The sequence below is a fragment of the Ancylobacter sp. FA202 genome (assembly GCF_000380205.1).
Classification (GTDB): Bacteria; Pseudomonadota; Alphaproteobacteria; order Rhizobiales; family Xanthobacteraceae; genus Ancylobacter.
The window spans coordinates 3,300,735-3,322,649 of record NZ_KB904818.1 but is presented as its reverse complement, the minus strand read 5'-3'; the positions used below and the strand labels follow the sequence as shown (position 1 = coordinate 3,322,649).

Below are 21,915 nucleotides of genomic sequence, written 5' to 3'. Positions count from 1 at the left end.
ACGGCCTCCTCGTTGGGGGGCCTGTGCCATGCAAGCGGCCGGCCAGCCTTCCCGGCTGGCCGGCGGGCGGGCTCAGGGCGCCAGAACCTCGGCGCCGGCGCTCGTCTTGGGATAGGGCAGCTCGATGACAAGCCGCGCCGCCGGCGTAGTCTGCGCGAACAGCGGCGCCAGGTCGATGGTGAGGTAGTTCAGCCGGTTGTCATAGTCGGCGATCATCAGCCGGTTATGCGTCAGGTCCTTCACCACCACCCACTGGGTGTAATCGGAGACCATCGAGCCATCCGGCAGCCGGGACTGGGCGATGCCGAGCGGGATGTCGACATTGTTGAGGATATGGGCGACCGCCTGCACTGCGGCGCCAGCATCCGCCGGCTCGGTCACGCCGTGGCGCAGCAGAGTGGCGCGGACGAAACGCGAGGGCGGCGTGTAGTCGCCGGGAAGCCCGATCAGCCCGCCGCCCTGGCCGAGTTCGGTGACATTCGTCGTGCCGATCTCGCGGGCAGGCACGCCCACCGTGCTCAGGCTGAGATAGTTGCGGACATTGGTGAGGTGCCAGTCATAGGTCGGCGCATTGGTGAGCACATGGGCGACATTGTCGTGGATCTGCACCTCGCCATCGACATATTCCACCACCATGCCGGCACCGGAACGGTCGACGAAGACGAAATGGATGGTCGGCGGCGTCGGGCCGCTCTGCAACGTGTCATCCGCCCACACCTTCATCGCCGGCAGTGCCGCGCGCAGTTCGGCGACAGTGGCGAAGCTGCCCAGCGCCCAGGAGCCGAAGGTCAGCACCGTCTGGTACTGTTTGTCGTCCTTCGTCACCGTCTGGTACCGGGTGAAGCCGGGCAGGAAATTGCCGCTCATCGAGAGGCCTTCGGAGTTCTGCCCGTCGAGCAGCGCCCCGCCGGGAATGATGCCGGCATTGACGCCGACCACCGCATATTTGGTCGCCACCTTGTGGGCGGGCAGATTGAGCGCGGCGGGGGCGATCAGCGTCAGCTCGGTGCCCTTGGGCTGGCTCACCAGCTGCCACTTCATGTCGAAGGCCCATTCCATGGTGCGGCCGGCGATGACGCTGCCATCCTTGGCGACGAGATCGACCGCCGTGCAGGCCAGCGACATGTTGACGGAGGCGAGCAGCGCCAGCGTGGTGGCGAGAAGCTTTTTCATCGTCTTCCTTTCCGGTTTCCGTATCGTCGACCCACTGCGGACAGGTAAGGCCATCCGGCAGACCTGTCGCTTCACATCTTAAATTTGGCTTGCGCCAAGCCCGCCGGCGGCCGGCAGCAACCGTCTGGAAACACGAAAGCCGGCCCGGAAATGCAAAAACCCGGCGCGGGCGCGGCTTTGAACGTAAAAGCCCGGCGTTCGCGCCGGCGTTGAACGCAAAAAGCCCGGCGCGGGCGCCGGACTTGAACGCAAAAGCCCGGCGCAAACGCCGGGCCTGATTTTTCGCGCGGGTGCGGGCGCCTCAATGGGCGAGGAACAGCGGCACCGTCATGCGCTCCAGCATGTCGCGGGTGACGCCGCCGAGCACGAATTCGCGCAGCCGCGAATGGCCGTAGCCGCCCATGACGACGATATCGATGTCGCGCGCCGCCACTTCCTTCAGCAGCACATCGGCGATGCTCTCGCCGCCTGTTGGCACCAGGGTGCGCAGCTCCACCGTCTTCTCGTGGCGCGCGAGATGGCGGGCGAGATCGGCGCCCGGCAGGTCGACGCCCTTCTTGCGCAGGGGCTTGCCGGTTTCGACCACCACCGCCTCGACCAGATGCGCGTGGCCAAGCAGCGCCCGCGCTTCCGCCACCGCCCGGGCCGAGGTGCGGCTGCCGTCCCAGGCGACCATGATACGCTTCATCGAGAACGGCTTCTGCTGCTTGCGCGGCACCACCAGAACCGGCCGGCCGGAATCGAACAGCACCGCCTCGGTCACCACATCCTCCGGGCCGAGCCTGTCCGGGTCGGCCTGGTTGACGATGGTCAGGTCATAGAGGCGGGCCATCACGCCGATCTGCTCGGCCGCCCCGCCCGGCGTGCCGTCGATCAGCCGCACCTCGCCGGTGAGGCCGAGCGAGCGCGCCGCCTCGCCGAAGCGCTCCACCGAGGTGCGGGCCTGGCGCTGGCCTTCCGCCCGCTGGGCCTCGATGAAGTCGGTGGAGAAGGCTTCCGTGTAGACCGGCGGCACGTCGATCTCGTAGCTCACGGCGACGCCCGTCAGATGCGCGTCGAGCGCGGCAGCGGCAGAAACCGCATAATCGCCGGCGACGTCTTCCGTAACGTCGCCCACGCGCAGACTGACGAGAATATCCTTGATCATCTGGTTTCCTCCACAGTGTTGATCACGACTTTTTTGCCCCTGAAGAAGTGTCGCTGCATTGATGGCCGTCAAGTCTTTCCGCCCCCGCCATCCCTGCCGCAGCCCACTCCTCCCCGGCGCAACCGTCGCGCATTTGCCGGGCGGCGGCTATAAGGGCTGCAACGCATGCAGGAATCGTTTGGAATGATCGCTTGGCATGCAGGAATCGCGTGCAGCAATCATTTGCAGCAATCGTCTGGCAGGAATCTCCCCATGGCCGCCATCGGGCGCGCGCTTGCCGTCACTCTCGTTCTGCTGGGCCTGTGGGAAGCGGCGGTGCGCCTTCTCGCCGTCCCCGCCTATATCCTGCCCGGTCCGCTGCGCATTGGCATGACAGCGTGGAACAATGCCGGCGTGCTGGTCCACAATGCCGGCATCACGCTCGGCGAGATGCTGCTCGGGTTGCTGTGCGGCTCGCTGCTGGGCATCCTTTGCGCGCTGGCGATGGCCGCCTCGCCGCTGGCGCGCCGCGCCATGCGGCCGGTGCTGCTGGTGGCGCAGGCGCTGCCGGTCTTCGCCATCGCCCCGCTGCTGGTGATCTGGTTCGGCTTCGGCCTCGCCTCGAAAATCGTGATGGCGAGCCTCATCATCTTCTTCCCCGTCGCCTCGGCCTTTCATGACGGGCTGGCCCGCACCGAGCAGGGGCTGGTCGATCTGGCCCGGCTCAACGGCGCCGGCATCGTCAAGACGCTGCGCTTCATCCGCATTCCCGCCGCCCTGCCGGCACTGGCCTCCGGGCTGAAGGTCGCCACCGCTGTCGCCCCCATCGGCGCGGTGGTCGGCGAATGGGTCGGCGCCTCGGCGGGGCTCGGCTATCTCATGATCTATTCCAACGCCCGGATGCAGACCGACATGGTCTTCGCCGCGCTCGCCGTGCTGCTGGCGATGGCGCTGATCCTGTTCACGCTGGTCGATCGCGGGCTGACGCGCCTCGTGCCCTGGGCGCCGGAGACCACCGCCGGGAGCGCGCCCGCCTGAGCGGGCGCCTCACCCCATCTTCGGCTTCACCCCATCTTCTCATGCGCATCGGCCTCGCCCAGCACCCAGTAGCCGGCCGCCTTGATCCAGCCGATCGGGACGCCGCGCCGCTCGGTCAGATAGGCTCGCACCGCCCGCGCCACGGCCGCCTCGGCGGCGACCCAGACATACGTTGCCGGCTCCAGCTCGATCGTCTCCAGCGCGGCAATGAACGGTGCGGCCTGCGTCAGCGCGGCCGCCGGGCGATGGATCCAGCGCGCATCGAGCGTCGCCGCCGTGGCGAAACGCTGCTCCTCGATGGCCCCCGTCACCGCGACAAGGCTGGTGAGGCGCGCGCCCGGGGCCGCCTCCTCGATGCGTCGGCCAATGGCGGGCAGCGCCGTCTCATCTCCGATCAGCAGCCAGTGCGCCACCGTGGCGTCCTCGACCACGGCAGAGCCGCGCGGGCCAAGCACGTCGAGCCGGTCGCCCGGTCGGGCCTGCAGCGCCCAGAGCGTGGCGGGCCCGGCCTCGTGCAGCGCGAAGTCGAGGGTGAGTTCGCGCCGCGCCGCATCGAAGCGCCGGGGCGTATAGTCGCGCCGTTCCTCCACGCCGTCCGGCCGGACAAGGACGACCTTCACATGGTCATCCGGCGCGGCGCTGACGAAATCGGCAAGATCATCGCCGCCCAGCACCAGGCGCAGCATGGAAGGCGTCACACGCTCTGTGGAGAGCACGGTGAGGCTGCGGCGCTTCGGCTCGAAGCGCTGGCGGTTCAGTGTGGGGGCAGCGGGGAAAACAGGGCTGGCAACGTTCATCTCAGGTCCTCTCCGGCCATGGACGCACCGGCAGGACAAAGCCGCGCCGATCACGCCCCGAAGGCCGTTCGATCATGCGCGTTGAGTGACGTTAACGCTTACGTGCACGCGCGCGGTTCACCGAGGATGCCGGGCGGCACTCTCAGCATGCACCGCGCTCCGCGTGCAGTGCTGCCTTTTTAGTTTCCTTGCCCGCGCCCCGCAATGGCCCTTCGCTCACGACCGCGCGCGTTTCGTACTCCATCTGTTCCAGCCGCGCGCCGCGTCCTAAGATCAGGGCATGACGATTCGCCTCGCCAATGCGGATGCACGCCGCGTCTTCCTCGCCACGCAGGGCCTCAGCCGCCCGCGCGGCGCGCTGAGCAAGGCCGGGCTGCTCGAACTCATCGAGACGATCGGCTTCGTGCAGGTGGACAGCATCGCCACGGTGGAGCGGGCGCACCATCACATCCTGTTCGCCCGCAACCCGAGCTACAAGCGCGAGCATCTCACCGCCCTGCTGGAGCGCGACGGCGCGCTGTTCGAGCACTGGACGCATGACGCGGCCATCATCCCCACCGCCTTCTTCCCGCAGTGGAAGCATCGCTTCGCCCGGGCGCGGGAGACGCTGGCGGCGCGCTGGCGCTCCTGGCACGAGAACGGCTTCGAGACCTATGTCGAGCATGTGCTGGAGCGGGTGCGCCGTGAAGGCCCGCTGATGGCGCGGGATTTCGAAACCGAAAAGCGGCCGCCCGGCGGCTGGTGGAACTGGCACCCGGAAAAGACCGCGCTGGAATATCACTGGCGCACCGGCGCGCTGGCCATTGCCGGCCGCGACGGATTCCAGAAGCGCTACGACCTCACCGAGCGCGTCATCCCCGCGCCGCACCGCCTGCCCGAAATGACGGGCGAGGCCTTCATCGACTGGGCCTGCACCTCGGCGCTGGAGCGGCTCGGCTTCGCCACCTCAGGCGAGATCGCCGCGTTCTGGGACCTCGTCACGCCGGAGGAGGCGAAAGTCTGGGTCGCCACCAACCGCGACCGGCTGGAGCCGGTGCTGGTCGAGGGCGTGGAAGGAAAGCCCCGCGCCTCGCATGCCTTCGCCGGCTGCGCCGCCCTTTTCGACTCCCTGCCCGCCCCGCCGGCGCGGCTGCGGGTGCTGAGCCCGTTCGACCCGCTGCTGCGCGACCGCGCCCGGGCGGAAAGGCTGTTCGGCTTCAGCTACCGCATCGAGGTGTTCGTGCCGGCGGAAAAGCGCGTCTATGGCTATTACGTCTTCCCGATTCTGGAAGGCGACCGGATGGTGGGGCGCATCGACATGAAGGCGGACCGCAAGGCCGGCACGCTCGATGTGCGCCGGCTCTGGCTGGAGCCTGGTGTGCGCGCTTCCGCCGGGCGGCTCGACGCGCTCGACACTGAGCTCGCCCGCCTCGGCCGTTTCGCCGGGGTGGAGCGCACGGTCTATCTCGATGGCTGGCGGGGGGAGTGAGGAGGCCGCCCCTTCGCCCCTCGAAAGGTCGCTCATCCCACCTTCAAGTCCCCCGTCCCCGCCCGCTCTCCCTCATCCCCGGGCTTGTCCCGGGGACCCAGACTTTCCACCGCGCCACCGGTCACTGGGTGCCCGGGTCAAACCCGGGCATGAGGGCCGCGCAGATGCCGCCCCATTTGCCCCTGCCCGGCCGCTCTGCTAGCCTCAAACCGTCCGAGGGGTGTCCCGCAGGCCGCAAGGCTGAAGGGGCTGAGATGGCAGCCGCCAGACCCTTTGAACCTGATCCGGGTCATGCCGGCGAAGGGACGGAGCGACGGCGGGGCCCTGCAGGACAGGCGTCCGCGCCGGATTTCCCCCGAAAGCTCGCGCCGGGTCTCCAACTGGGAGGAGATCCATGTTCAAGAACCTTGCCGCCCGCACCGGCGGCCTGCTGCTCGCCCTCACGCTCGGCCTCGCGCCAGCCATGGCGGCCGACAAGCTTACCGTCCTGCTCGACTGGTATGTGAACCCCGACCACGCGCCGCTGATCCTCGCGCAGGAGAAAGGCTTCTTCAAAGCCCGTGACCTCGATGTCGAGCTGGTCGCCCCGGCCGACCCTTCCGCCCCGCCGCGCCTCGTCGCCGCCGGCCAGGCCGATATCGCGGTCAGCTACCAGCCGAGCCTTTATCTCCAGGTGAAGGAAGGCCTGCCGCTGGTGCGCTTCGGCACGCTCATCTCTACCCCGCTCACCGCGCTGGTGGTGCTGAAGGATGGGCCGATCAAGACCATCGCCGACTTGAAGGGCAAGACGGTCGGCTATTCCGTCGCCGGGCTGGAGGACGCGCTGCTCGGCACCATGCTGGCGAGCGTCGGGCTGAAGCCCACCGACGTGACGATGATCAACGTCAATTTCGCCCTCTCCCCCGCGCTGGTGGCCGGCAAGGTCGACGCGGTGATCGGCGCCTACCGCAATTTCGAGCTCACCCAGATCCGGCTGGAGGGCAAGGAGGGCCGCGCCTTCTTCCCCGAGGAGCACGGCGTGCCGGTCTTCGACGAGCTGATCTATGTCGCTCACAAGGACAAGCTCGCCGATCCCCGGCTGAAGCGCTTCCTCGCGGCGGTGGAGGACGCCACCATCTACATCCTCAACCATCCGGACGAAGCATGGGGGCTGTTCATCAAGGCCAACCCGAAGCTCGACGACGAGCTGAACCGCACCGCCTGGACCGACACGCTGCGCCGCTTCGCCCACGCCCCGGCCGGACTGGACGCCGGACGCTATGCCCGCTTCGGCGAATTCATGAAGGGCCACGGCCTGATCGACACGGTCGAGCCGGTCGCGGTCTACGCGCCAACCCTGCCCTAGGCGCCTGCGTCCCGCCGTCATCCCCGGGCCGCGCCCGGGGATGATGTTGCTGATGGAACCTTCCGATCGCCGCCCAGCGATGCTAACCGATGCGGGGGCAGCTGGGATGCAGAGGGGCAGGCATGAGCAATGTGCCGTATCACGCAGTGGCAATCGGGATTGGCGCCATCGTCGGCGTTCTTGGTTCCGCCTTTCATGTCGGCGTCGAAAAGCTCACCGCCGCCTGGCCGGCCTATCTCGACACCGGCCTCGGCCTTGACGGCTTCCCCCTCTACGCCGCCGCCGCGCTGGTCGCCGCCGCGATGACGGTCGTCTCGCTCTGGCTGGTCCGGACCTTCGCCCCCGAGGCAAGCGGTTCCGGCGTGCCGGAGATCGAGGGCGCGATGGAAGGGCTGCGCGAGGTGCGCTGGCATCGCGTGCTGCCGGTGAAGTTCGTCGCCGGCCTGCTGTCACTCTCTTCCGGCATGGTGCTGGGACGCGAGGGGCCGACCATCCATATCGGCGCCTCCGTCGCCAAGGCGGCCTCCGATTTGATGAAATGGTCGGGCGAGGACATGCGCGGCCTGCTCGCCGCCGGCGGCGCGGCCGGCCTCGCCGCCGCCTTCAACGCGCCGCTGGCCGCCGTGCTGTTCGTCATCGAGGAGACGCGCCGGCAGTTCCCCTATTCCTCGCGCACCTATATCGCCGTGGTGCTGGCCTCGATCGCCAGCGCCATCGTCACCGAATATCTCACCGGCAGCCGGCCCTATATGCTGCTGGAAGCCGCGACCATCCCCTATGCCTGGCTGCCGGCCTTCGTGGTGCTCGGCGCCATCCTCGGCGTCTGCGGCTTCGTGTTCAACCGCACGCTGGTCTGGTCGCTCGACCATGTGCGCCGGCTCGGCATGCGCTTTTCCTTCTACATCTTCCCTACCATTGTCGGCCTCACGGTCGGCGTGCTGATGTTCGTGCGGCCGGAGGCGACGCAGGGCGGCGAGTTGCTGGCGGTGCAACTGACGCGGGAGAACCTGCCGCTCGCCATGCTGGCCTTCGTGGTACTGCTGCGCTTCGTCATGACCATGGCGAGCTATTCCACCGGGGTGGCCGGCGGCATCTTCGCGCCGATCCTGGCGCTCGCAACCACGATCGGCCTCTGCTACGGCACGACGCTGGAGCTGTTCTTCACCTTGCCGGACCAGGCGCACACCACCTTCGCCATCGCCGCCATGGGCGGGCTGTTCGCCGCCACTATCGGCGCGCCGCTGGTCGGCATGGTGCTGGTGCTCGAACTCACCAGCGCCTATGCGGTGCTGGTGCCGGTGATGATCTCGGCGATCTTCGCGCACATGGTGTTTCTCGCGCTCGGCGGGCGGCCGATCTACGAGATCCTGCTGGAGCGGACACTGGCGATCGAGGCGGAGGCCCGCGCCGCCGCCTCGCGCTGACCCCTCACGCCGCCACCGGCTCCGGCCCGAGAGCGATCAGCCGCGCCGGTCCCTCGCCCTCGCGTGTCAGCACCAGCTGGCGCTCATGCTGCTCGATCAGGGTCGAGCGGTGGCCGATGGAGAGCAGCGCGGCCTGCGGCAGACGGGCGCGCAGCAGGCGGTAGAGCGCGGCCTCGCTGGCCTCATCAAGCGCCGAGGTCGCCTCATCCAGCAGCAGCACGTCCGGCTCGACCAGCAGCGCGCGCGCTACCGCGACACGCTGCTGCTCGCCGCCCGAGAGGAGAGAGGCCCAAGGCGCGCTTTCGTCCAGCCGCGCGGCCAGCGCGGGCAGGCCCACCGCCTCCAGCGCCTCGCGCAGCCGCTCGTCGTCATATTTTTCCAGCGGGTCGGGATAGGCGAGCGCGCCGCGCAGCGTGCCGACCGGGAGATAGGGCCGCTGCGGCAGGGTCAGCACCCGCGCGCCGGGCGCTATCCCCACCTCGCCATGGCCGTGCGGCCAGATGCCGGCGATGGCGCGCAAGAACGTGCTCTTGCCGCTGCCGGAAGGGCCGGAGAGCAGCACCCGCTCGCCGCGCGCCAGATCCAGCGCATTGACTTCCAGCAGCGCACGCCCGTCCGGCAGCCGCACTTCCATGGCGCTGACCGCCAGCGGCGCCGGGCCCTTTGCCGGCACGCGGTGGAAGGCGCTGCGCAGCGCCTCGGCCTGCGTCACCTGCACCGACTTCTCGAAGCCAATGAGACGATCGACCACCGATTTCCACTCCGCCAGCGTCGTATAGGCGTTGATGAAGAAGGAGAACGAGCCCTGCACCTGGCCGAAGGCGGAGGAGGTCTGCATCAGCTGACCAAAAGGGATGGCGCCGGCGAAATAGGCCGGGGCGACGACAACCAGGGGAAAGATCATCGAGAGCTGGCCATAGCCTGAGGTGAACCAGGTCAGCCGCTTCTGCGCGATCATGATGCCCCAGTAATTATGCACCACATGGCTGAAGCGGGCGAGCAGGCGTTCGCGCTCCACCGGCCCGCCCTGCATCAGCGCGATCTGCTCGCCATTCTCGCGCACCCGGACCAGATCGACGCGGTAATTGGCCTCGAAGCGCTGCTGGTCGAAGTTCAGCTTCACCAGCACCCGGCCGATCAGATGGGCGATCAGCGTGCCCAAAGCCGCATAGGCGAAGGCGGCCCAGACGAGATAGCCGGGAATGTGCCAGCTGCTGCCGAACAGGTTGAAGGCGAAATCGCCGGAAAGCCCCCACAGGATGACGGCGAAGGAGGCGAGCGTCATCACCGCGCTCAGCAGCCCGAGAAACAGGCCGATGGTCTGGCTGACATAGGAATTGATGTCCTCGGCGATGCGCTGGTCGGGGTTGTCGGCCTCGTCGCCCTTCAGCCGCATGCGGTAATGGGTCTCATCCGCCAGCCAGGCGGTGAGGTATTTCTCCGTCATCCAGGTGCGCCAGCGTATCTGCAGCCACTGCCGCAGATAGACCTGATAGACCGCGACGCCGATGGCGCAGGCGGCGAAGAAGGCAAACACCCAGAGCTGGTGGACGAAGGTGGCGTAGTCCTTCTCCTGGATCGCGTTGTAGAACACCGCGTTCCACTGGTTGATCAGCACGATCACATAGACCCAGCCCACCTCCAGCGCGATGATCGCCGCCAGCAGCGCGCCGCCGCGCCATTTGTCGTCGCCGCGGAAATAGGGGATCGACAGCCGCCAGACATCGGCGAGCAGGGAGGAAATGGCGCGCAAGGGGGTACTCCGGGCAGAGGTCGCAATCACCTCATCTACGCCGGGCAAAGCTGGCGGGACGGTGGCGGCAACATTACCGTTTGGAGAGACAGGGCGCCATTCCCCGTTACCCCCTGCGCCGAGCGGCAAAAGCAAAGCGCGGACGCTGGGCGCCCGCGCTTCATCACATCGCTAGGGAAGGCGTGAAGGCGCGCCTCAGATGAACTTCTTGCGGATGCGCTGGCTCACCATGTCGAGCAGCGAGACGGTGATCACCACCATGATCAGGATCGCCGAGGCCTGCGAATAGAGGAAGCCGCGCATGGTCTCGTTGAAGGTCATGCCGATGCCGCCGCCGCCGACAATGCCGAGCACGGTGGCGGAGCGGACATTGGATTCGAAGCGGTAGAGCGCATAGGAAATCCACAGCGGCATCACCTGCGGCAGCACGCCATAGATGACCTCCTGCAGCCAGGTGCCGCCAGTGCCGCGAATGCCCTCGACCGGGGCGGGGTCGATCGCCTCCACCGCCTCCGAGAACAGCTTGGCCACCACGCCCGTGGTGTGGATAAAAAGCGCCAGCACGCCGGCAAAGGGGCCGAGGCCGACGGCGGCGATGAAGATCAGCGCGAAGACCAGTTCGTTGATGGCGCGGCAGGCGTCCATCAGCCGGCGCACGGTGAACACCATCCAGTGCGGCGCGACATTCTCGGCCGAAAGGATGCCGAGCGGGATGCCGGCGATCACCGCCAGCACGGTGCCCCAGATGGCGATCGCCAGCGTCTCCAGCATGGCGTTGACGTAGACGTCCCAGTCGGTGAAGTCGGGGCGCAGGAAATCGGCGCCAAGCGTCGCCATGTTCCCGGAATCGCGCCAGAGCTGCGCCGGGTTCATCTCCGCCTCGTACCAGGCGGCCACCAGGATGACGACGGTGACGGCCGCCAGCACCAGCCGGAACAGCCGTGTCGTGAGCGGCGTCACCGGCGGCGCCGGCATGGTGCGCGTGGCGGTGCGGTGGGCGTCGTCGGCAGCGGCAAACATGTGGCGGAGTTCCCGGTATGAAAATCCCCGGCGACATGCCGGGGATGAGACGTTTCGCAACCTGTCCCACCTCATGCCCGGGCTTGACCCGGGCACCCAGGAACCGCAGGGATCAGCCCCGACGTCTGGGTGGCCGGGTCAAGCCCGGCCATGAGGGAGACAGACCACACTCACATGCTGGGGAGCTTCTTCTGCTGGTCTTCGAGAGCGGCGAGCTTGGCGTCGATCTCCTTGACCTTGGCGGCCTTCTCGTCGGCCGAGAGCTTGTCGTCGTTCTGGGCCTTGACCTTGGCCTTGAACAGTTCGAGCTGGCGGACCGGGATCAGCTGGGCGTCGGAGGAGGCGAGGAAGGGACCCCAGCCGTCCGAGGTCTTGGCGAGAACCTCACGGGCGTGGGCGATCTCTTCCGGCGTGCCGAGGCGGCCATAGGTCATGAAGAAATAGTAGATCTTCGCCTTCAGGTCGGCCGGCAGGTCCTTGCGCCACACGATCGGGTCGCCGGCGATCAGCGGCGAGCGCCACACTTCCTTGATCTTGGCGGCTTCCGCCGGGCGCGTCTGCTGGAGGCGCGACACGTTCTCGGTGTTGTTGGTGGCGAAGTCGACCTGCTTGTTGGCCACGGCAAGCAGGTTGCCTTCATGGTTGCCACCCACCACGCGCTTGTAGCACTTGTTCGGGTCGACATTGTTCAGCGCGAACACGTAATAGCTCGGCACCAGGAAGCCCGAGGTGGAATTCGGATCGCCATTGCCGAAATTGTAGCCCTTCGAGCAATCAAGGATGTCCTTGAGGCCGTTAATGTCGTTGCGATCGACATTGGTGACGATCAGCGAGTAGTAGCCCGAGGAGCCGTCCGGCTTGGCGGTCTTGACGAACACTTCGCCGCCGGCGCGGTCCACCGCTTCCATGGCCGACTTGTTGCCGTACCAGGCGATGTCGACCTTCTTGAAGCGCATGCCTTCGATCACGCCGGCATAGTCGCCGACGAAGAACGGCTTCACCGGAATGCCGATGGCCTTTTCCATGTCCTTGATCAGCGGCTCGAAGCTCTTGGCGAGGTTGGCCGAGGACTCGGTCGAGATGAAGCCGAAGTTCAGCTCCTTGATTTCTTCGGCGCGGACCGGCACCGCAAGGGCGGCCAGCGCGAGGCCGGCGGCAATGAGACGCTTCATGGGGGTGGCTCCTGTCAGGAAACGGTCTGGGAGGGGGCTGCGGCTTCGGCCGGGGCCGGCACCACGAACTGGCTGGGAAGGATCAGCTCCTCGGCGCTGGCGCCGTAGAGCTCGGTCAGGAACGCCGCATTGATCTGCGAGGCCGGGCCGTCGAACACGATCCGCCCGGCATTCATCGCCACGATGCGGTCGAAATAGGCGGTGGCGTAGTCCACCTGGTGCAGCGAGACGACCAGCGCGATGCCGTAGTCGCGGCTCATCGTCACCAGCGTGTCCATCACCCGCTTGGCGCTCTTGGGGTCGAGCGAGGCGATCGGCTCGTCGGCGAGCACCAGCTTGGCGCCCTGCACCAGCGCCCGGGCGATGGCGACGCGCTGCTGCTGGCCGCCGGAAAGCTCGCGCGCCCGCTTGGCGGCGTGCTGGGCGATGCCGACCTCGGCGAGCGCGGCATAGGCGGTGCGGCGCTCATCGGCATTGAACAGGCCGAGCGTGCCGCGCAGCGCGTTCATGCGGCCGAGCGCGCCGACCAGCACATTGGTCAGCACGGAAAGCCGGCCCGACAGGGCGAATTGCTGGAACACCAGGCCGATATGGCGGCGGGCGGTCCGCACGTCCCGCGCCAGCTTGCCGCCTTCCTGCACCTTGATGCCGAAGGAATGCACGGCGCCGGAACCCGACCCGTTGCGGTCGGCCAGGATGAGGCCGGAGGCGAGGCGGATCAGCGTCGACTTGCCCGACCCCGAGGCGCCGATAAGGGCGACGCGCTCGCCGGGCTGGATGGTGAGCGAGACGTTTTCCACCGCGCGCATCTGGCCGTAGGTCTTGCTCACTCGGTCGAGTTGAAGGGCTGCCGCCATCGGTGCTCCGCCGGCCTGTTGAAGACCGGCTTGGGGTAGCCCCCCGCGGTGACGGGTGGATGAAGCCTCGGTTACAGTTCCATGACATGCCGCCCGCCCTGTCGCCGCGCGGCTTTCAGGCGGTATTCAGGTGCAAGGAAAGCCCCTCCGCGCGCCCCGGGCGGGCGCCCCGCCCGGCGCCGTTCCGGTGGGAAAAACCCTGCCGCTCCATCGGCTTCATTGACTTCGGCGCGGCTTCGTCAGCACACTCGCCGCGGGTTCGGGCAGGCTGAACGGGAGCGGGGGCCGCATGTATTATGCAATAGTCGCGTTGACGATGGTGGTGGCGCCGCTGCTGAGCATCGCGGCGGAGTATCCCGGCATTACCGGGCTCGGCAGCCTGATCGTCATCGCCACCAAATGGTTCGCCTTCTGGGCGGTGGGCGTGCGGCTGCTGCTGGCCGGCGTCACCCAAATCCTGCGGCCGGGTTTCACGCTGAAGGGCATTTTCGGCGTCGACGAGCCGCGCGCGCATGTGGTTGTACAGGAACTCGGCTTCGCCAATGCCTCCATCGGCCTCGCCGGCATCCTGTCGATCCTGTTCTCGATTTGGGCGCTGCCGGTGGCGTTCATCGGCGGCCTGTTCCTCGGCCTGGCCGGCGTCAACCACCTGATGCGCCCCCACCGCACCATGCGCGAGACCGTGGCGATGGTGACGGACCTCTGGGCCGCTGCCATCCTGCTCGCGGTGTTCCTGTTCAGCCTGTTCTGAGGGCCGCGCGCGTCAGCGCGACGGGAAGCCGACCGACGGCCGCGCGCGTCAGCGCGGACGAAACCCGACATAACCGCCCTCGCCGTCGAACAGCACGTCGAAGCCGTTCAGCAGGTGGTAGCTGGTGTTGACGAAGGGCTTCGCGTCGTCCGCCACCCGCAGATGGATGGCGGCCGGGGTCATCGGCCCGCCATCGCCGGCGCTGAAGCTGTAGAGCGGGAAGGCGCTGGCCTCGGCGCCGATGCTGATCGCCACCTGCGTCCCCGGCGGCAGCGTTCCCTGCGCCCCCGCCGCCTGCGCCGCCGGCACGGTCATGAACATCACCGAGACACCTGTATCGACCAGCACCGTGCCGCAGGAAGGCTGGGTCGAGCCGCCGAGCGCGATGCAGCCCGGCAGCGGCGCCCAGTCGGCGCCATCGGGCCGGCGGTCGAGCTTGAGATAGCGGAAGGCGCCGCGCGTATTGGCGGCGGTCAGGCCGATATGCACGCCCTCGGGCGAGAGGATATAGCCCTGCCGGCGCTTCCCCTCGCCGCCGGCGACCTGCAGCAGCGGGTTCTTGTCCGGCGTGCTCTGGCTCTGGCTGTCGCCTTCCCGCGCGAAGCCGACGCCGATCATCGCGATATTGCGCGGCGTGGTGGTGGGGTGGCAGGCGCGGGCATAATCGAGGCACTGCACCTCGGTGACTACCATCACCGGCAAGCGGCGCGGTGGTCACGCTCGCCCCCTCGCGGCCGGACAGCGTCACCGGCATCACCACCCACTGGCCCAGCATCACCCGGCCGGAGCTGGTGTAGGTGAGCTTGGCCGGCCCTTGCGAGGGCATGGTCTCGAAGCCCGGCACGAACTCCGCCGCCACCAGAATGCCGGTCGAGCCGGAATCGAGCTCGGCGCGCAGCGCCCTGCCGCCGAAGGAGAGGCCGAGGCGCGGCACGCCGTCGATCTCGCCCGGCTCGGCGTTGAGGTAGCGCAGGAACAGCCCCTCGCGGTAGGGCGCGTAATCGGGTTTTTCCTGCGCGAGGGCTGGCAGGCCGGCGCCCATCCACAAGCTGGCACCCATCGCTAAGGCGGCGAGAAGACGGCTGCGCATGGTCGTTCCTCACATGTTGGGGTAGTTCGGCCCGCCCCCGCCTTCCGGCGCCACCCAGGTGATGTTGGCGTTGGGGTCCTTGATATCGCAGGTCTTGCAGTGGACGCAGTTCTGCGCGTTGATCACGAAGCGCGGCGCGCCGCCCTCCTCCACCCATTCATACACGCCCGCCGGGCAGTAGCGCGCCGACGGCCCGGCGAAGACGTCGTGCTCCGACGCCTTCTGCAGCGCCATGTCGGCGACCTTGAGGTGGATCGGCTGGTCTTCCTCATGATTGGTGTTGGACAGGAACACCGAGGACAGCCGGTCGAAGGACACCACGCCGTCCGGCTTGGGGTAGTCGATGCGCTTCGCCTTTGCGGCCGGCACCAGCGTCGCCGAATCCGGCTTGCCGTGCCCCATTGTGCCGAAGGGCGAGACACCCAGCAGCGTGTTCAGCCACATGTCCAGCCCGCCCAGCGCGATGCCGGCATAGGTGCCGAGCTTCGACCACAGCGGCTTGGCGTTGCGCACCTTCCACAGATCGCGCCCGATGGCCGAGCCGCGCCAGCCGGCCTCGTAGCCGGCGAGTTCGTCATGCTGGCGCCCGTCGGCCAGCGCCTTCGCCACCTCGGCGGCGGCGAGCAGGCCGGAATGCACGGCGTTGTGGCTGCCCTTGATGCGCGGCACATTGACGAAGCCGGCGGCGCAGCCGATCAGCGCCCCGCCGGGGAAGACGAGCTTCGGCACCGACTGGTAGCCGCCCTCGGTGATGGCGCGGGCGCCATAGGAAATCCGCTTGCCGCCTTCCAGCGTCTCGCGCACCAGCGGGTGGGCCTTGAAGCGCTGGAATTCCTCGAAGGGCGAGAGATAAGGGTTGGCGTAGTTGAGGTGGACGACGAAGCCCACCATCACCTGCCGGTCCTCCATATGGTAGAGGAAGGAGCCGCCGCCGGTGGCGTTGTCGAGCGGCCAGCCGAAGGAATGCTGCACCAGCCCCGGCCGGTGCTGCTCGGCCGGCACGGTCCACAGCTCCTTGAGGCCGATGCCGTATTTCTGCGGCTCGCGCCCGGCATCGAGCCGATAATGGGCGATCAGCTGCTTGGAGAGCTGGCCGCGCGCGCCTTCCGCGAACAGCGTGTATTTCGCCCTGAGCTCCATGCCACGGGTGAAGCGGTCGGTAATCTCGCCGTCGCGCCCCACGCCCATGTCGCCGGTGGCGATGCCGGCCACGGCGCCGTCCTCATAAAGCAGCTCGGCGGCGGCGAAGCCGGGATAGATCTCGACCCCCAGCGCCTCCGCCTTGCCCGCCAGCCAGCGGCATACCGTGCCGAGCGAGCCGATATAGGCGCCGTGATTGCTCATCAGCGGCGGCAGCAGCGCGTTGGGCAGGCGCAGAGACCCGGCGGGGCCGAGGAAATAGAAACGATCGTCGGTGACGGGGGTCTTCAGCGGCGCGTCGGCCTCCTCGCGCCAGTGCGGGAACAGCAGGTCGAGCCCGGAAGGGTCGACCACCGCGCCGGAGAGGATGTGCGCGCCGACCTCCGAGCCCTTCTCGACCACCACGACCGAGAGGTTTTCGTCCAGCTGCTTGAGCCGGATCGCCGCCGCGAGCCCTGCCGGCCCCGCGCCGACGACCACCACGTCGAACTCCATCGCCTCGCGTTCGGGCAGTTCCGCCGGCCGTTCCGCCGCATTCATTCCGTCTCTCCGCTCCCGCCGGGTGCTGATTGGACTTCTTCCACGCTTGCCCCGACCTGACAACTCTCTCCGCGACGGATAGGATCAGCCATCCGACAGGAAGAATGCGCCTTATGAGTTCGACACTTAGCGATAGCGGGAACGGCGGCGACTGGGCGGGCGACCGCGACGCCCTTGCCGACATCCTCGCCTTCCATCTGGAAGCGGGGGTCGATGTCGCGCTGGGCGAAGAGCCGGTCGACCGCTTCGCCGAGAGCCAGGCCGCGCGGGCCGCGCCCCCCGCCGCCCCGGACTCACCGCGCAGAACCGCCCCCGAGGGCGCAGCGCCGGGCGACGCCGCGCCGGCCCCGCGCCGCGCCCCGATGCCCGCCCCCGCCATTGCCGCCCCCGCCTCCCCGCCACCGCCTGACGTGGCGGCGCTGGAGGCGCGCGAGGCCGCCGCCTCGGCGCCGGATCTCGACGCGCTGCGGGCGCTGCTGGAGCGCTTCGAGGGTTGCCCGCTCAAGCACACCGCCACGCGCCTTGTCTTCGCCGATGGCACCCCCTCGGCGCGGCTGATGCTGGTGGGCGAGGCGCCGGGACGCGACGAGGATATCGAGGGCAAGCCCTTTGTCGGCCGCTCGGGCAAGCTGCTCGACCGCATGCTGGCGGCGATCGGCATCGACCGCACGAGCGCCTATATCGCCAATGTCGTGCCCTGGCGCCCGCCGGGAAACCGCACGCCGACGCCGCAGGAAACCGCGATCTGCCTGCCCTTCATCCGCCGGCAGATCGAACTCGCCAACCCCGACCTGCTGGTCTGCCTCGGCGGTCCCGCGGCGCAGACCCTGCTCGGCCTGCGCGACGGAATCACCAAGGGACGCGGGCGCTGGGTGGAGTACGACACCGGCAGCCGAACCATCCCGGCGCTGGCCACTTTCCACCCTGCCTATCTCCTGCGCACGCCGCTCGGCAAGCGCATGGCCTGGCGCGACATGCTGGCGATCGAGGACCGGCTGGCGCAGAAGCCGAGCGGGGGCGGCGGGGACTAAGGGCCCCCTCCGTCGCCGGTGGCCGGGACAATTCGACCGCATCGCGGCTGATTTGAGTCATTCCATTGACGCGCGCATCGGCTTACCCTGCGACTGTCACCCTCGCAGGCGGTGACGGCAGAGGTTGAGCGATGGAATTCGATCCCACCTTTTTGGCGCGCATCCAGTTCGCCTTCACCGTTTCCTTCCACATCATCTTTCCCAGCTTCACCATCGGCCTCGCCGCCTATATCGCGACGCTGGAGCTGCTGTGGATCGGCACCGGGCACGAGCGCTATCACCGCATCGCCCGCTTCTTCACCAAGATTTTCGCCGTGTCCTTCGCCATGGGCGTGGTGTCCGGCATCGTGCTGTCCTACCAGTTCGGCACGAACTGGAGCCATTTCTCCCGCGTCGTCGGCAATGTCATCGGCCCGCTCATCGGCTATGAGGTGCTGACCGCCTTCTTCCTGGAAGCGACCTTCCTCGGCATCATGCTGTTCGGCTGGAACCGGGTGCCGCGCGGGCTGCACGTGTTTTCCTGCGTGATGGTGGCGCTCGGCACGACGCTGTCGGCGTTCTGGATTCTCTCCGCCAATAGCTGGATGCAGACCCCGGCCGGTCACGAGATCATCGACGGCGTCGCCCATCCGGTGGATTGGCTGGCCATCATCTTCAACCCGAGCTTCCCCTACCGCCTGGCGCACATGGTGACGGCCTGCTACCTCACCACCGCCTTCGTCGTGCTGGCGGTGGGCGCGCGCTATGTCTATTCCGGCCGCTACCCCGAGGATGGGCGCACCATGATGCGGATGGCGCTCGGCCTCATCTGCGTCTTCGCCCCGCTGCAGGCCTATATTGGCGACGCGCACGGGCTGAACACGCTGAAGCACCAGCCGGTCAAGATCGCCGCCATCGAGGGCCATTGGGAAAACGAGCCCGGCGCCAGCGGCGTGCCGCTGGTGCTGTTCGCCATCCCCAATGACGAGACGGAGCGCAACGACTACCAGATCGCCATTCCGCATCTGGGCAGCCTCATCCTCACCCATAGCTGGACCGACACCATCCAGGGGCTGAAGGACTTCCCCCGCGCCGATCGCCCGCCGGTGGCGGTGCCGTTCTTCGCCTTCCGCGTCATGGTGGGCATTGGCGCGCTGATGATCACCGTCGGCTGGCTCGGCGCCTTCCTGCTCTGGCGCCGCCGGCTGTTCGAGACCGACTGGTACCTCGCCCCGCTCCAGCACATCTGGCCGATCGGTTTCGTCGCCATCCTGTCCGGCTGGTTCGTCACCGAGGTCGGCCGCCAGCCCTGGGTGGCCTATGGCATCCTGCGCACGGCGGACGCGGTCTCCCCGGTCGATGGCTGGGCGGTGGCCACCACGCTGGCGCTGTTCGTCTTCGTCTACGGCATCGTGTTTTCAGGCGGCATCTACTACATCAACCGGCTGATCGCGAAGGGCCCCGAAGGCGCGGCCGTCGAGCCGCCGGTGGGCGTGCCGACCCGTCCGCTCGCCTCCGCCCACAAGGCGACGCGCGCGGCCATCAACAACCCGGGGGAATGAACATGTTCGTCGGCTCCGGCATGGAATGGTATCTGCCCGTCATCTGGTCGCTCCTGCTCGCCGTCGCCATCGCCATGTATGTGGTGCTTGATGGCTTCGACCTCGGCATGGGCATTCTGTTTCCCTTCGCCGCCAGCGAGGTGGAGAAGGACCAGATGATGAGCTCGGTCGCCCCGTTCTGGGACGGCAACGAGACCTGGCTGGTGCTGGGCGGCGGCGGCCTCCTGGTCGCCTTCCCCCTCGCCTATTCGATCGTCATGCCGGCGCTCTATCTGCCGGTCATCTTCATGCTGCTGGCACTGGTGTTCCGGGGCGTCGCCTTCGAGTTCCGCCACGTCGCCGACACCAGCCGGTTCCTGTGGAACATCGCTTTCGCCGGCGGCTCGACGCTGGCGGCCTTCTTCCAGGGCGTGCTGCTGGGCGGCTTCGTGCAGGGCATCAAGGTCGAGAACAACGCCTTCGCCGGCGGCCCGCTCGACTGGCTCACCCCCTTTGCTCTCGTCTGCGGTGTCGCCGTGGTGGCGGGCTATGCGCTGATCGGCAGCGTCTGGCTCGTGATGAAGACCGAGGGCGCCGCCGCCATTCGCTCGCGCGCGCGGGCCAAGATGCTGCTGCCGGTGGTGCTGGTGTTCATGGCCATCTTCAGCCTGTGGACGCCGCTGGCCTTCCCGCGCATCGCCGAGCGCTGGTTCACCACGCCGAACCTGTTCTATCTCGCGCCGGTGCCGCTGCTCACCCTCGTGCTTGCCTATGCGGTGTGGCGCTGGCTGGAAAAGGGGCATGACAATCTGCCCTTCTTCGGCGTCATCGGGCTGTTCCTGCTCGGCTATTTCGGCATCGGGGTGTCGATCTTCCCCTATCTGGTGCCGCCCTCGCTCACCGTGTGGGAAACCGCCGCCGCCCCCGCGAGCCAGGTGTTCATGCTCATCGGCACGGTGTTCATGCTGCCGGTGGTGCTGGGCTATATCGCCTTCGTCTACTGGCTTTTCCGCGGCAAGGTGCGCGAGGGCGAGGGCTACCACTGAGCCCCCAGGGGTCTGGGCGCGTCGCGCGCCGCGCCCTTGCCACCCGCCCCGCTCAGGCCGCCGGCGTTTCGTTGAGCCGGGTGCGGATGGGGGCGAAGGAGGTGCGGTGGTGGCGGCACACGCCGAGCGCCGCCAGCGCCTGCTGGTGCTCCGGCGTGCCATAGCCCATGTGCCGCTCGAAGCCATAGCCGGGATGCGCCGCCCCGAGCGCGCCCATCAGCCGGTCCCGCGTCACCTTGGCGACGATGGACGCCGCCGCAATGGACGCCACCAGCCCGTCGCCACCGATAATAGTGCGCGCCGCGCAGGGCACCGGCGGCAGGTCATTGCCATCCACCAGCACCAGCCGCGGGGTGCAGGCCAGCCCGGCCACCGCGCGGGCCAGCGCCCATAGCGTCGCCTGGCGGATATTATGGCCGTCGATGCGAACCGGCGGCGCGAAGGCCAGCGAGACATCGGCGGTGGCGCAGATCTCCTCGAACAGCCGCTCGCGCTGGGCGGCCGAGAGGCGCTTGGAATCGTCCAGCCCCACGGGCACCCGCGCGGGGTCCAGCACCACGGCGCAGGCGACCACCGGCCCGGCCCACGGGCCGCGCCCCACCTCGTCGACCCCCGCCACCGGCACCTCGCCCGCGCGGTGCGCCTCATGCTCCCGCGAAAAGTCCGGTTTCTGTCGCGGCTCAGCCATGATGGAAGGTCTCTCATAGGGATCAGCGCAAGGCCGGCGCGTTTCGCCCGCGCGATTCGCGTCCTCGCCCGCGCCGCACCATGCCGAGCGGGCGGCAGCGATGCAACATTACCACCCGCCCGCCGGCGGATCCGCCTATAAGGCCCGACAACCATTTGAGCGGCACCATGAACTGGTCGGAACGCATTCAGGAATTCGTCACGCTCTGGGTGGTGATCGACCCGCTGGGCACGCTTCCCGTCTTCCTGGCGGTGACGGCCGGGCTCAGCGCGGCGGACCGCACCAAGGCGGCGGTGCTCTCCACACTCGTCTCCTTCGGCGTGCTGGTGTTCTTCGCCATGGCCGGGCACTGGCTGCTGCGGTCGATGGATGTGTCGATCGAGTCGTTCCAGATCGCCGGCGGCATCGTGCTGTTCCTGTTCGCGCTCACCATGATCCACGGCAAGAGCCACACCGACCCGCACGCGCCGGCCGAGCTGAACCCGATCGAGATCGCCATCTATCCGCTCGCCATCCCCTCCATCGCCAGCCCGGGCGCGATGCTGGCGGCGGTGGTGCTGACCGACACCGCGCGACATGATTTTTCCGAGCGGATCATGACCATCGCCACCTTCAGCCTGGTGCTGGGGATGACGCTCCTCATCATGCTGGCGGCCGGCCGCCTGGGGCAGCTGATCGGCCGGGGCGGCGCCTCCATCATCAGCCGGGTGATGGGCATGATCCTCGCCGCGCTGGCGGTCGATCTCATCCTCAGCGCCGCCTCCCAGTGGCTGCACCTGCCGCCGATCTGAGGCGGGCCCCGCGCGACGTCCGGATCGGGCTTGAACCCACATGCCGAGTCAGGACCGGGCTTGACCGGGTCCTCCACGTCTTCGTCTCAGCAACCGCCCCTCGGCCAAGGCGTGGATCCCCGGGTCAAGCCCGGGGATGACGGCG

The 21,915-nt window shown here is 68.2% G+C and carries 19 protein-coding genes and 1 riboswitch; of the genes, 9 read left to right on the top strand and 10 right to left on the bottom strand.

All coding sequences use genetic code 11. From position 1 onward, the window contains the following. Positions 1-72 precede the first annotated feature (72 nt). Both A3M1_RS0115070 and A3M1_RS0115065 read right to left on the bottom strand, forming a co-directional pair. The gene (locus A3M1_RS0115070; RefSeq protein ID WP_018389816.1) at positions 73-1,173 is read right to left on the bottom strand and encodes a choloylglycine hydrolase family protein; all 1,101 of its coding nucleotides are present in this window, start codon (positions 1,171-1,173) and stop codon (positions 73-75) included. Between the two features lie 301 nt (positions 1,174-1,474). Then, complete coding sequence (locus A3M1_RS0115065; protein ID WP_018389815.1) at positions 1,475-2,320, bottom strand: universal stress protein; 846 nt, start codon at positions 2,318-2,320, stop codon at positions 1,475-1,477. 252 nt (positions 2,321-2,572) lie between these two features. Between A3M1_RS0115065 and A3M1_RS0115060 the strand changes: the two genes are divergently transcribed. Further along, entirely contained in the window at positions 2,573-3,337 is a 765-nt protein-coding gene (locus tag A3M1_RS0115060; protein ID WP_018389814.1) for an ABC transporter permease, read from the top strand. Between the two features lie 26 nt (positions 3,338-3,363). Here A3M1_RS0115060 and A3M1_RS0115055 read toward each other — a convergent pair whose 3' ends face one another. Next, positions 3,364-4,134 carry a siderophore-interacting protein gene (locus A3M1_RS0115055; protein ID WP_018389813.1) on the bottom strand — a complete coding sequence of 257 codons (771 nt, stop codon included), beginning with the start codon at positions 4,132-4,134 and terminating at the stop codon, positions 3,364-3,366. A 280-nt stretch (positions 4,135-4,414) separates the two neighbouring features. Between A3M1_RS0115055 and A3M1_RS0115050 the strand changes: the two genes are divergently transcribed. From A3M1_RS0115050 to clcA, 3 genes are all read left to right on the top strand, one after another. Then, positions 4,415-5,602 carry a winged helix-turn-helix domain-containing protein gene (locus tag A3M1_RS0115050; RefSeq protein WP_018389812.1) on the top strand — a complete coding sequence of 396 codons (1,188 nt, stop codon included), beginning with the start codon at positions 4,415-4,417 and terminating at the stop codon, positions 5,600-5,602. A gap of 206 nt (positions 5,603-5,808) precedes the next feature. Further along, positions 5,809-5,925: riboswitch (TPP riboswitch) on the top strand. Positions 5,926-5,996: 71 nt separating this feature from the next. Continuing rightward, on the top strand, positions 5,997-6,947 hold the full coding sequence (locus A3M1_RS0115045) for an ABC transporter substrate-binding protein (RefSeq protein WP_018389811.1): 951 nt from the start codon (positions 5,997-5,999) through the stop codon (positions 6,945-6,947). A 122-nt stretch (positions 6,948-7,069) separates the two neighbouring features. Then, the gene (gene clcA, locus A3M1_RS0115040) at positions 7,070-8,371 is read left to right on the top strand and encodes a H(+)/Cl(-) exchange transporter ClcA (RefSeq protein ID WP_018389810.1); all 1,302 of its coding nucleotides are present in this window, start codon (positions 7,070-7,072) and stop codon (positions 8,369-8,371) included. Between the two features lie 4 nt (positions 8,372-8,375). On the opposite strand, the gene A3M1_RS0115035 is transcribed toward clcA, so the two are convergent. The 4 genes from A3M1_RS0115035 to phnC all read right to left on the bottom strand — a co-directional run bounded on the left by A3M1_RS0115035 (position 8,376) and on the right by phnC (position 13,173). Further along, the gene (locus A3M1_RS0115035; RefSeq protein WP_018389809.1) at positions 8,376-10,124 is read right to left on the bottom strand and encodes an ABC transporter ATP-binding protein/permease; all 1,749 of its coding nucleotides are present in this window, start codon (positions 10,122-10,124) and stop codon (positions 8,376-8,378) included. Between the two features lie 195 nt (positions 10,125-10,319). Continuing rightward, positions 10,320-11,144: a phosphonate ABC transporter, permease protein PhnE gene (phnE, locus tag A3M1_RS0115030; RefSeq protein ID WP_018389808.1), complete on the bottom strand. Its 825-nt coding sequence runs from the start codon at positions 11,142-11,144 to the stop codon at positions 10,320-10,322. A gap of 170 nt (positions 11,145-11,314) precedes the next feature. Next, the gene (gene phnD, locus A3M1_RS0115025) at positions 11,315-12,316 is read right to left on the bottom strand and encodes a phosphonate ABC transporter substrate-binding protein (protein WP_018389807.1); all 1,002 of its coding nucleotides are present in this window, start codon (positions 12,314-12,316) and stop codon (positions 11,315-11,317) included. Between the two features lie 14 nt (positions 12,317-12,330). Beyond that, positions 12,331-13,173 carry a phosphonate ABC transporter ATP-binding protein gene (gene phnC, locus A3M1_RS0115020; protein ID WP_018389806.1) on the bottom strand — a complete coding sequence of 281 codons (843 nt, stop codon included), beginning with the start codon at positions 13,171-13,173 and terminating at the stop codon, positions 12,331-12,333. Between the two features lie 289 nt (positions 13,174-13,462). On the opposite strand from phnC, the gene A3M1_RS0115015 reads away from it, so the two are divergent. Then, complete coding sequence (locus A3M1_RS0115015) at positions 13,463-13,924, top strand: hypothetical protein (protein ID WP_018389805.1); 462 nt, start codon at positions 13,463-13,465, stop codon at positions 13,922-13,924. Between the two features lie 48 nt (positions 13,925-13,972). Here A3M1_RS0115015 and A3M1_RS0115010 read toward each other — a convergent pair whose 3' ends face one another. Together A3M1_RS0115010 and A3M1_RS0115000 are read right to left on the bottom strand one after the other, a co-directional pair. Further along, on the bottom strand, positions 13,973-14,617 hold the full coding sequence (locus A3M1_RS0115010; RefSeq protein WP_018389804.1) for a hypothetical protein: 645 nt from the start codon (positions 14,615-14,617) through the stop codon (positions 13,973-13,975). A gap of 406 nt (positions 14,618-15,023) precedes the next feature. After that, on the bottom strand, positions 15,024-16,694 hold the full coding sequence (locus tag A3M1_RS0115000) for an electron transfer flavoprotein-ubiquinone oxidoreductase (RefSeq protein WP_018389803.1): 1,671 nt from the start codon (positions 16,692-16,694) through the stop codon (positions 15,024-15,026). A 113-nt stretch (positions 16,695-16,807) separates the two neighbouring features. Here A3M1_RS0115000 and A3M1_RS0114995 point away from each other — a divergent pair, with 113 nt between their 5' ends. The 3 genes from A3M1_RS0114995 (at position 16,808) to cydB (ending at position 20,291) form a co-directional block, all read left to right on the top strand. Next, on the top strand, positions 16,808-17,725 hold the full coding sequence (locus tag A3M1_RS0114995; RefSeq protein WP_018389802.1) for a uracil-DNA glycosylase family protein: 918 nt from the start codon (positions 16,808-16,810) through the stop codon (positions 17,723-17,725). 131 nt (positions 17,726-17,856) lie between these two features. Continuing rightward, positions 17,857-19,266 carry a cytochrome ubiquinol oxidase subunit I gene (locus tag A3M1_RS0114990; RefSeq protein WP_018389801.1) on the top strand — a complete coding sequence of 470 codons (1,410 nt, stop codon included), beginning with the start codon at positions 17,857-17,859 and terminating at the stop codon, positions 19,264-19,266. A gap of 2 nt (positions 19,267-19,268) precedes the next feature. Continuing rightward, positions 19,269-20,291 carry a cytochrome d ubiquinol oxidase subunit II gene (gene cydB / locus A3M1_RS0114985; RefSeq protein ID WP_018964069.1) on the top strand — a complete coding sequence of 341 codons (1,023 nt, stop codon included), beginning with the start codon at positions 19,269-19,271 and terminating at the stop codon, positions 20,289-20,291. 52 nt (positions 20,292-20,343) lie between these two features. On the opposite strand, the gene A3M1_RS0114980 is transcribed toward cydB, so the two are convergent. After that, on the bottom strand, positions 20,344-20,979 hold the full coding sequence (locus A3M1_RS0114980) for a ribonuclease HII (protein ID WP_018389799.1): 636 nt from the start codon (positions 20,977-20,979) through the stop codon (positions 20,344-20,346). 167 nt (positions 20,980-21,146) lie between these two features. On the opposite strand from A3M1_RS0114980, the gene A3M1_RS0114975 reads away from it, so the two are divergent. Beyond that, a complete protein-coding gene (locus tag A3M1_RS0114975) occupies positions 21,147-21,770 on the top strand; it encodes a MarC family protein (RefSeq protein ID WP_018389798.1) in 624 nt (207 codons plus the stop codon). Positions 21,771-21,915: the final 145 nt, after the last annotated feature.

Coding starts and splice junctions, on each gene's coding strand:
- A3M1_RS0115050 (WP_018389812.1), top strand. CDS start 4,415: ATGACGATTCGCCTCGCCAATGCGGATGCACGCCGCGTCTTCCTCGCC.
- A3M1_RS0115060 (WP_018389814.1), top strand. CDS start 2,573: ATGGCCGCCATCGGGCGCGCGCTTGCCGTCACTCTCGTTCTGCTGGGC.
- A3M1_RS0115070 (WP_018389816.1), bottom strand. CDS start 1,173: ATGAAAAAGCTTCTCGCCACCACGCTGGCGCTGCTCGCCTCCGTCAAC.
- A3M1_RS0115015 (WP_018389805.1), top strand. CDS start 13,463: ATGTATTATGCAATAGTCGCGTTGACGATGGTGGTGGCGCCGCTGCTG.
- A3M1_RS0114990 (WP_018389801.1), top strand. CDS start 17,857: ATGGAATTCGATCCCACCTTTTTGGCGCGCATCCAGTTCGCCTTCACC.
- A3M1_RS0115045 (WP_018389811.1), top strand. CDS start 5,997: ATGTTCAAGAACCTTGCCGCCCGCACCGGCGGCCTGCTGCTCGCCCTC.
- A3M1_RS0114975 (WP_018389798.1), top strand. CDS start 21,147: ATGAACTGGTCGGAACGCATTCAGGAATTCGTCACGCTCTGGGTGGTG.
- phnE (WP_018389808.1), bottom strand. CDS start 11,144: ATGTTTGCCGCTGCCGACGACGCCCACCGCACCGCCACGCGCACCATG.
- clcA (WP_018389810.1), top strand. CDS start 7,070: ATGAGCAATGTGCCGTATCACGCAGTGGCAATCGGGATTGGCGCCATC.
- phnD (WP_018389807.1), bottom strand. CDS start 12,316: ATGAAGCGTCTCATTGCCGCCGGCCTCGCGCTGGCCGCCCTTGCGGTG.
- cydB (WP_018964069.1), top strand. CDS start 19,269: ATGTTCGTCGGCTCCGGCATGGAATGGTATCTGCCCGTCATCTGGTCG.
- phnC (WP_018389806.1), bottom strand. CDS start 13,173: ATGGCGGCAGCCCTTCAACTCGACCGAGTGAGCAAGACCTACGGCCAG.
- A3M1_RS0115065 (WP_018389815.1), bottom strand. CDS start 2,320: ATGATCAAGGATATTCTCGTCAGTCTGCGCGTGGGCGACGTTACGGAA.
- A3M1_RS0114980 (WP_018389799.1), bottom strand. CDS start 20,979: ATGGCTGAGCCGCGACAGAAACCGGACTTTTCGCGGGAGCATGAGGCG.
- A3M1_RS0115055 (WP_018389813.1), bottom strand. CDS start 4,134: ATGAACGTTGCCAGCCCTGTTTTCCCCGCTGCCCCCACACTGAACCGC.
- A3M1_RS0114995 (WP_018389802.1), top strand. CDS start 16,808: ATGAGTTCGACACTTAGCGATAGCGGGAACGGCGGCGACTGGGCGGGC.
- A3M1_RS0115000 (WP_018389803.1), bottom strand. CDS start 16,694: ATGAATGCGGCGGAACGGCCGGCGGAACTGCCCGAACGCGAGGCGATG.
- A3M1_RS0115010 (WP_018389804.1), bottom strand. CDS start 14,617: ATGGTAGTCACCGAGGTGCAGTGCCTCGATTATGCCCGCGCCTGCCAC.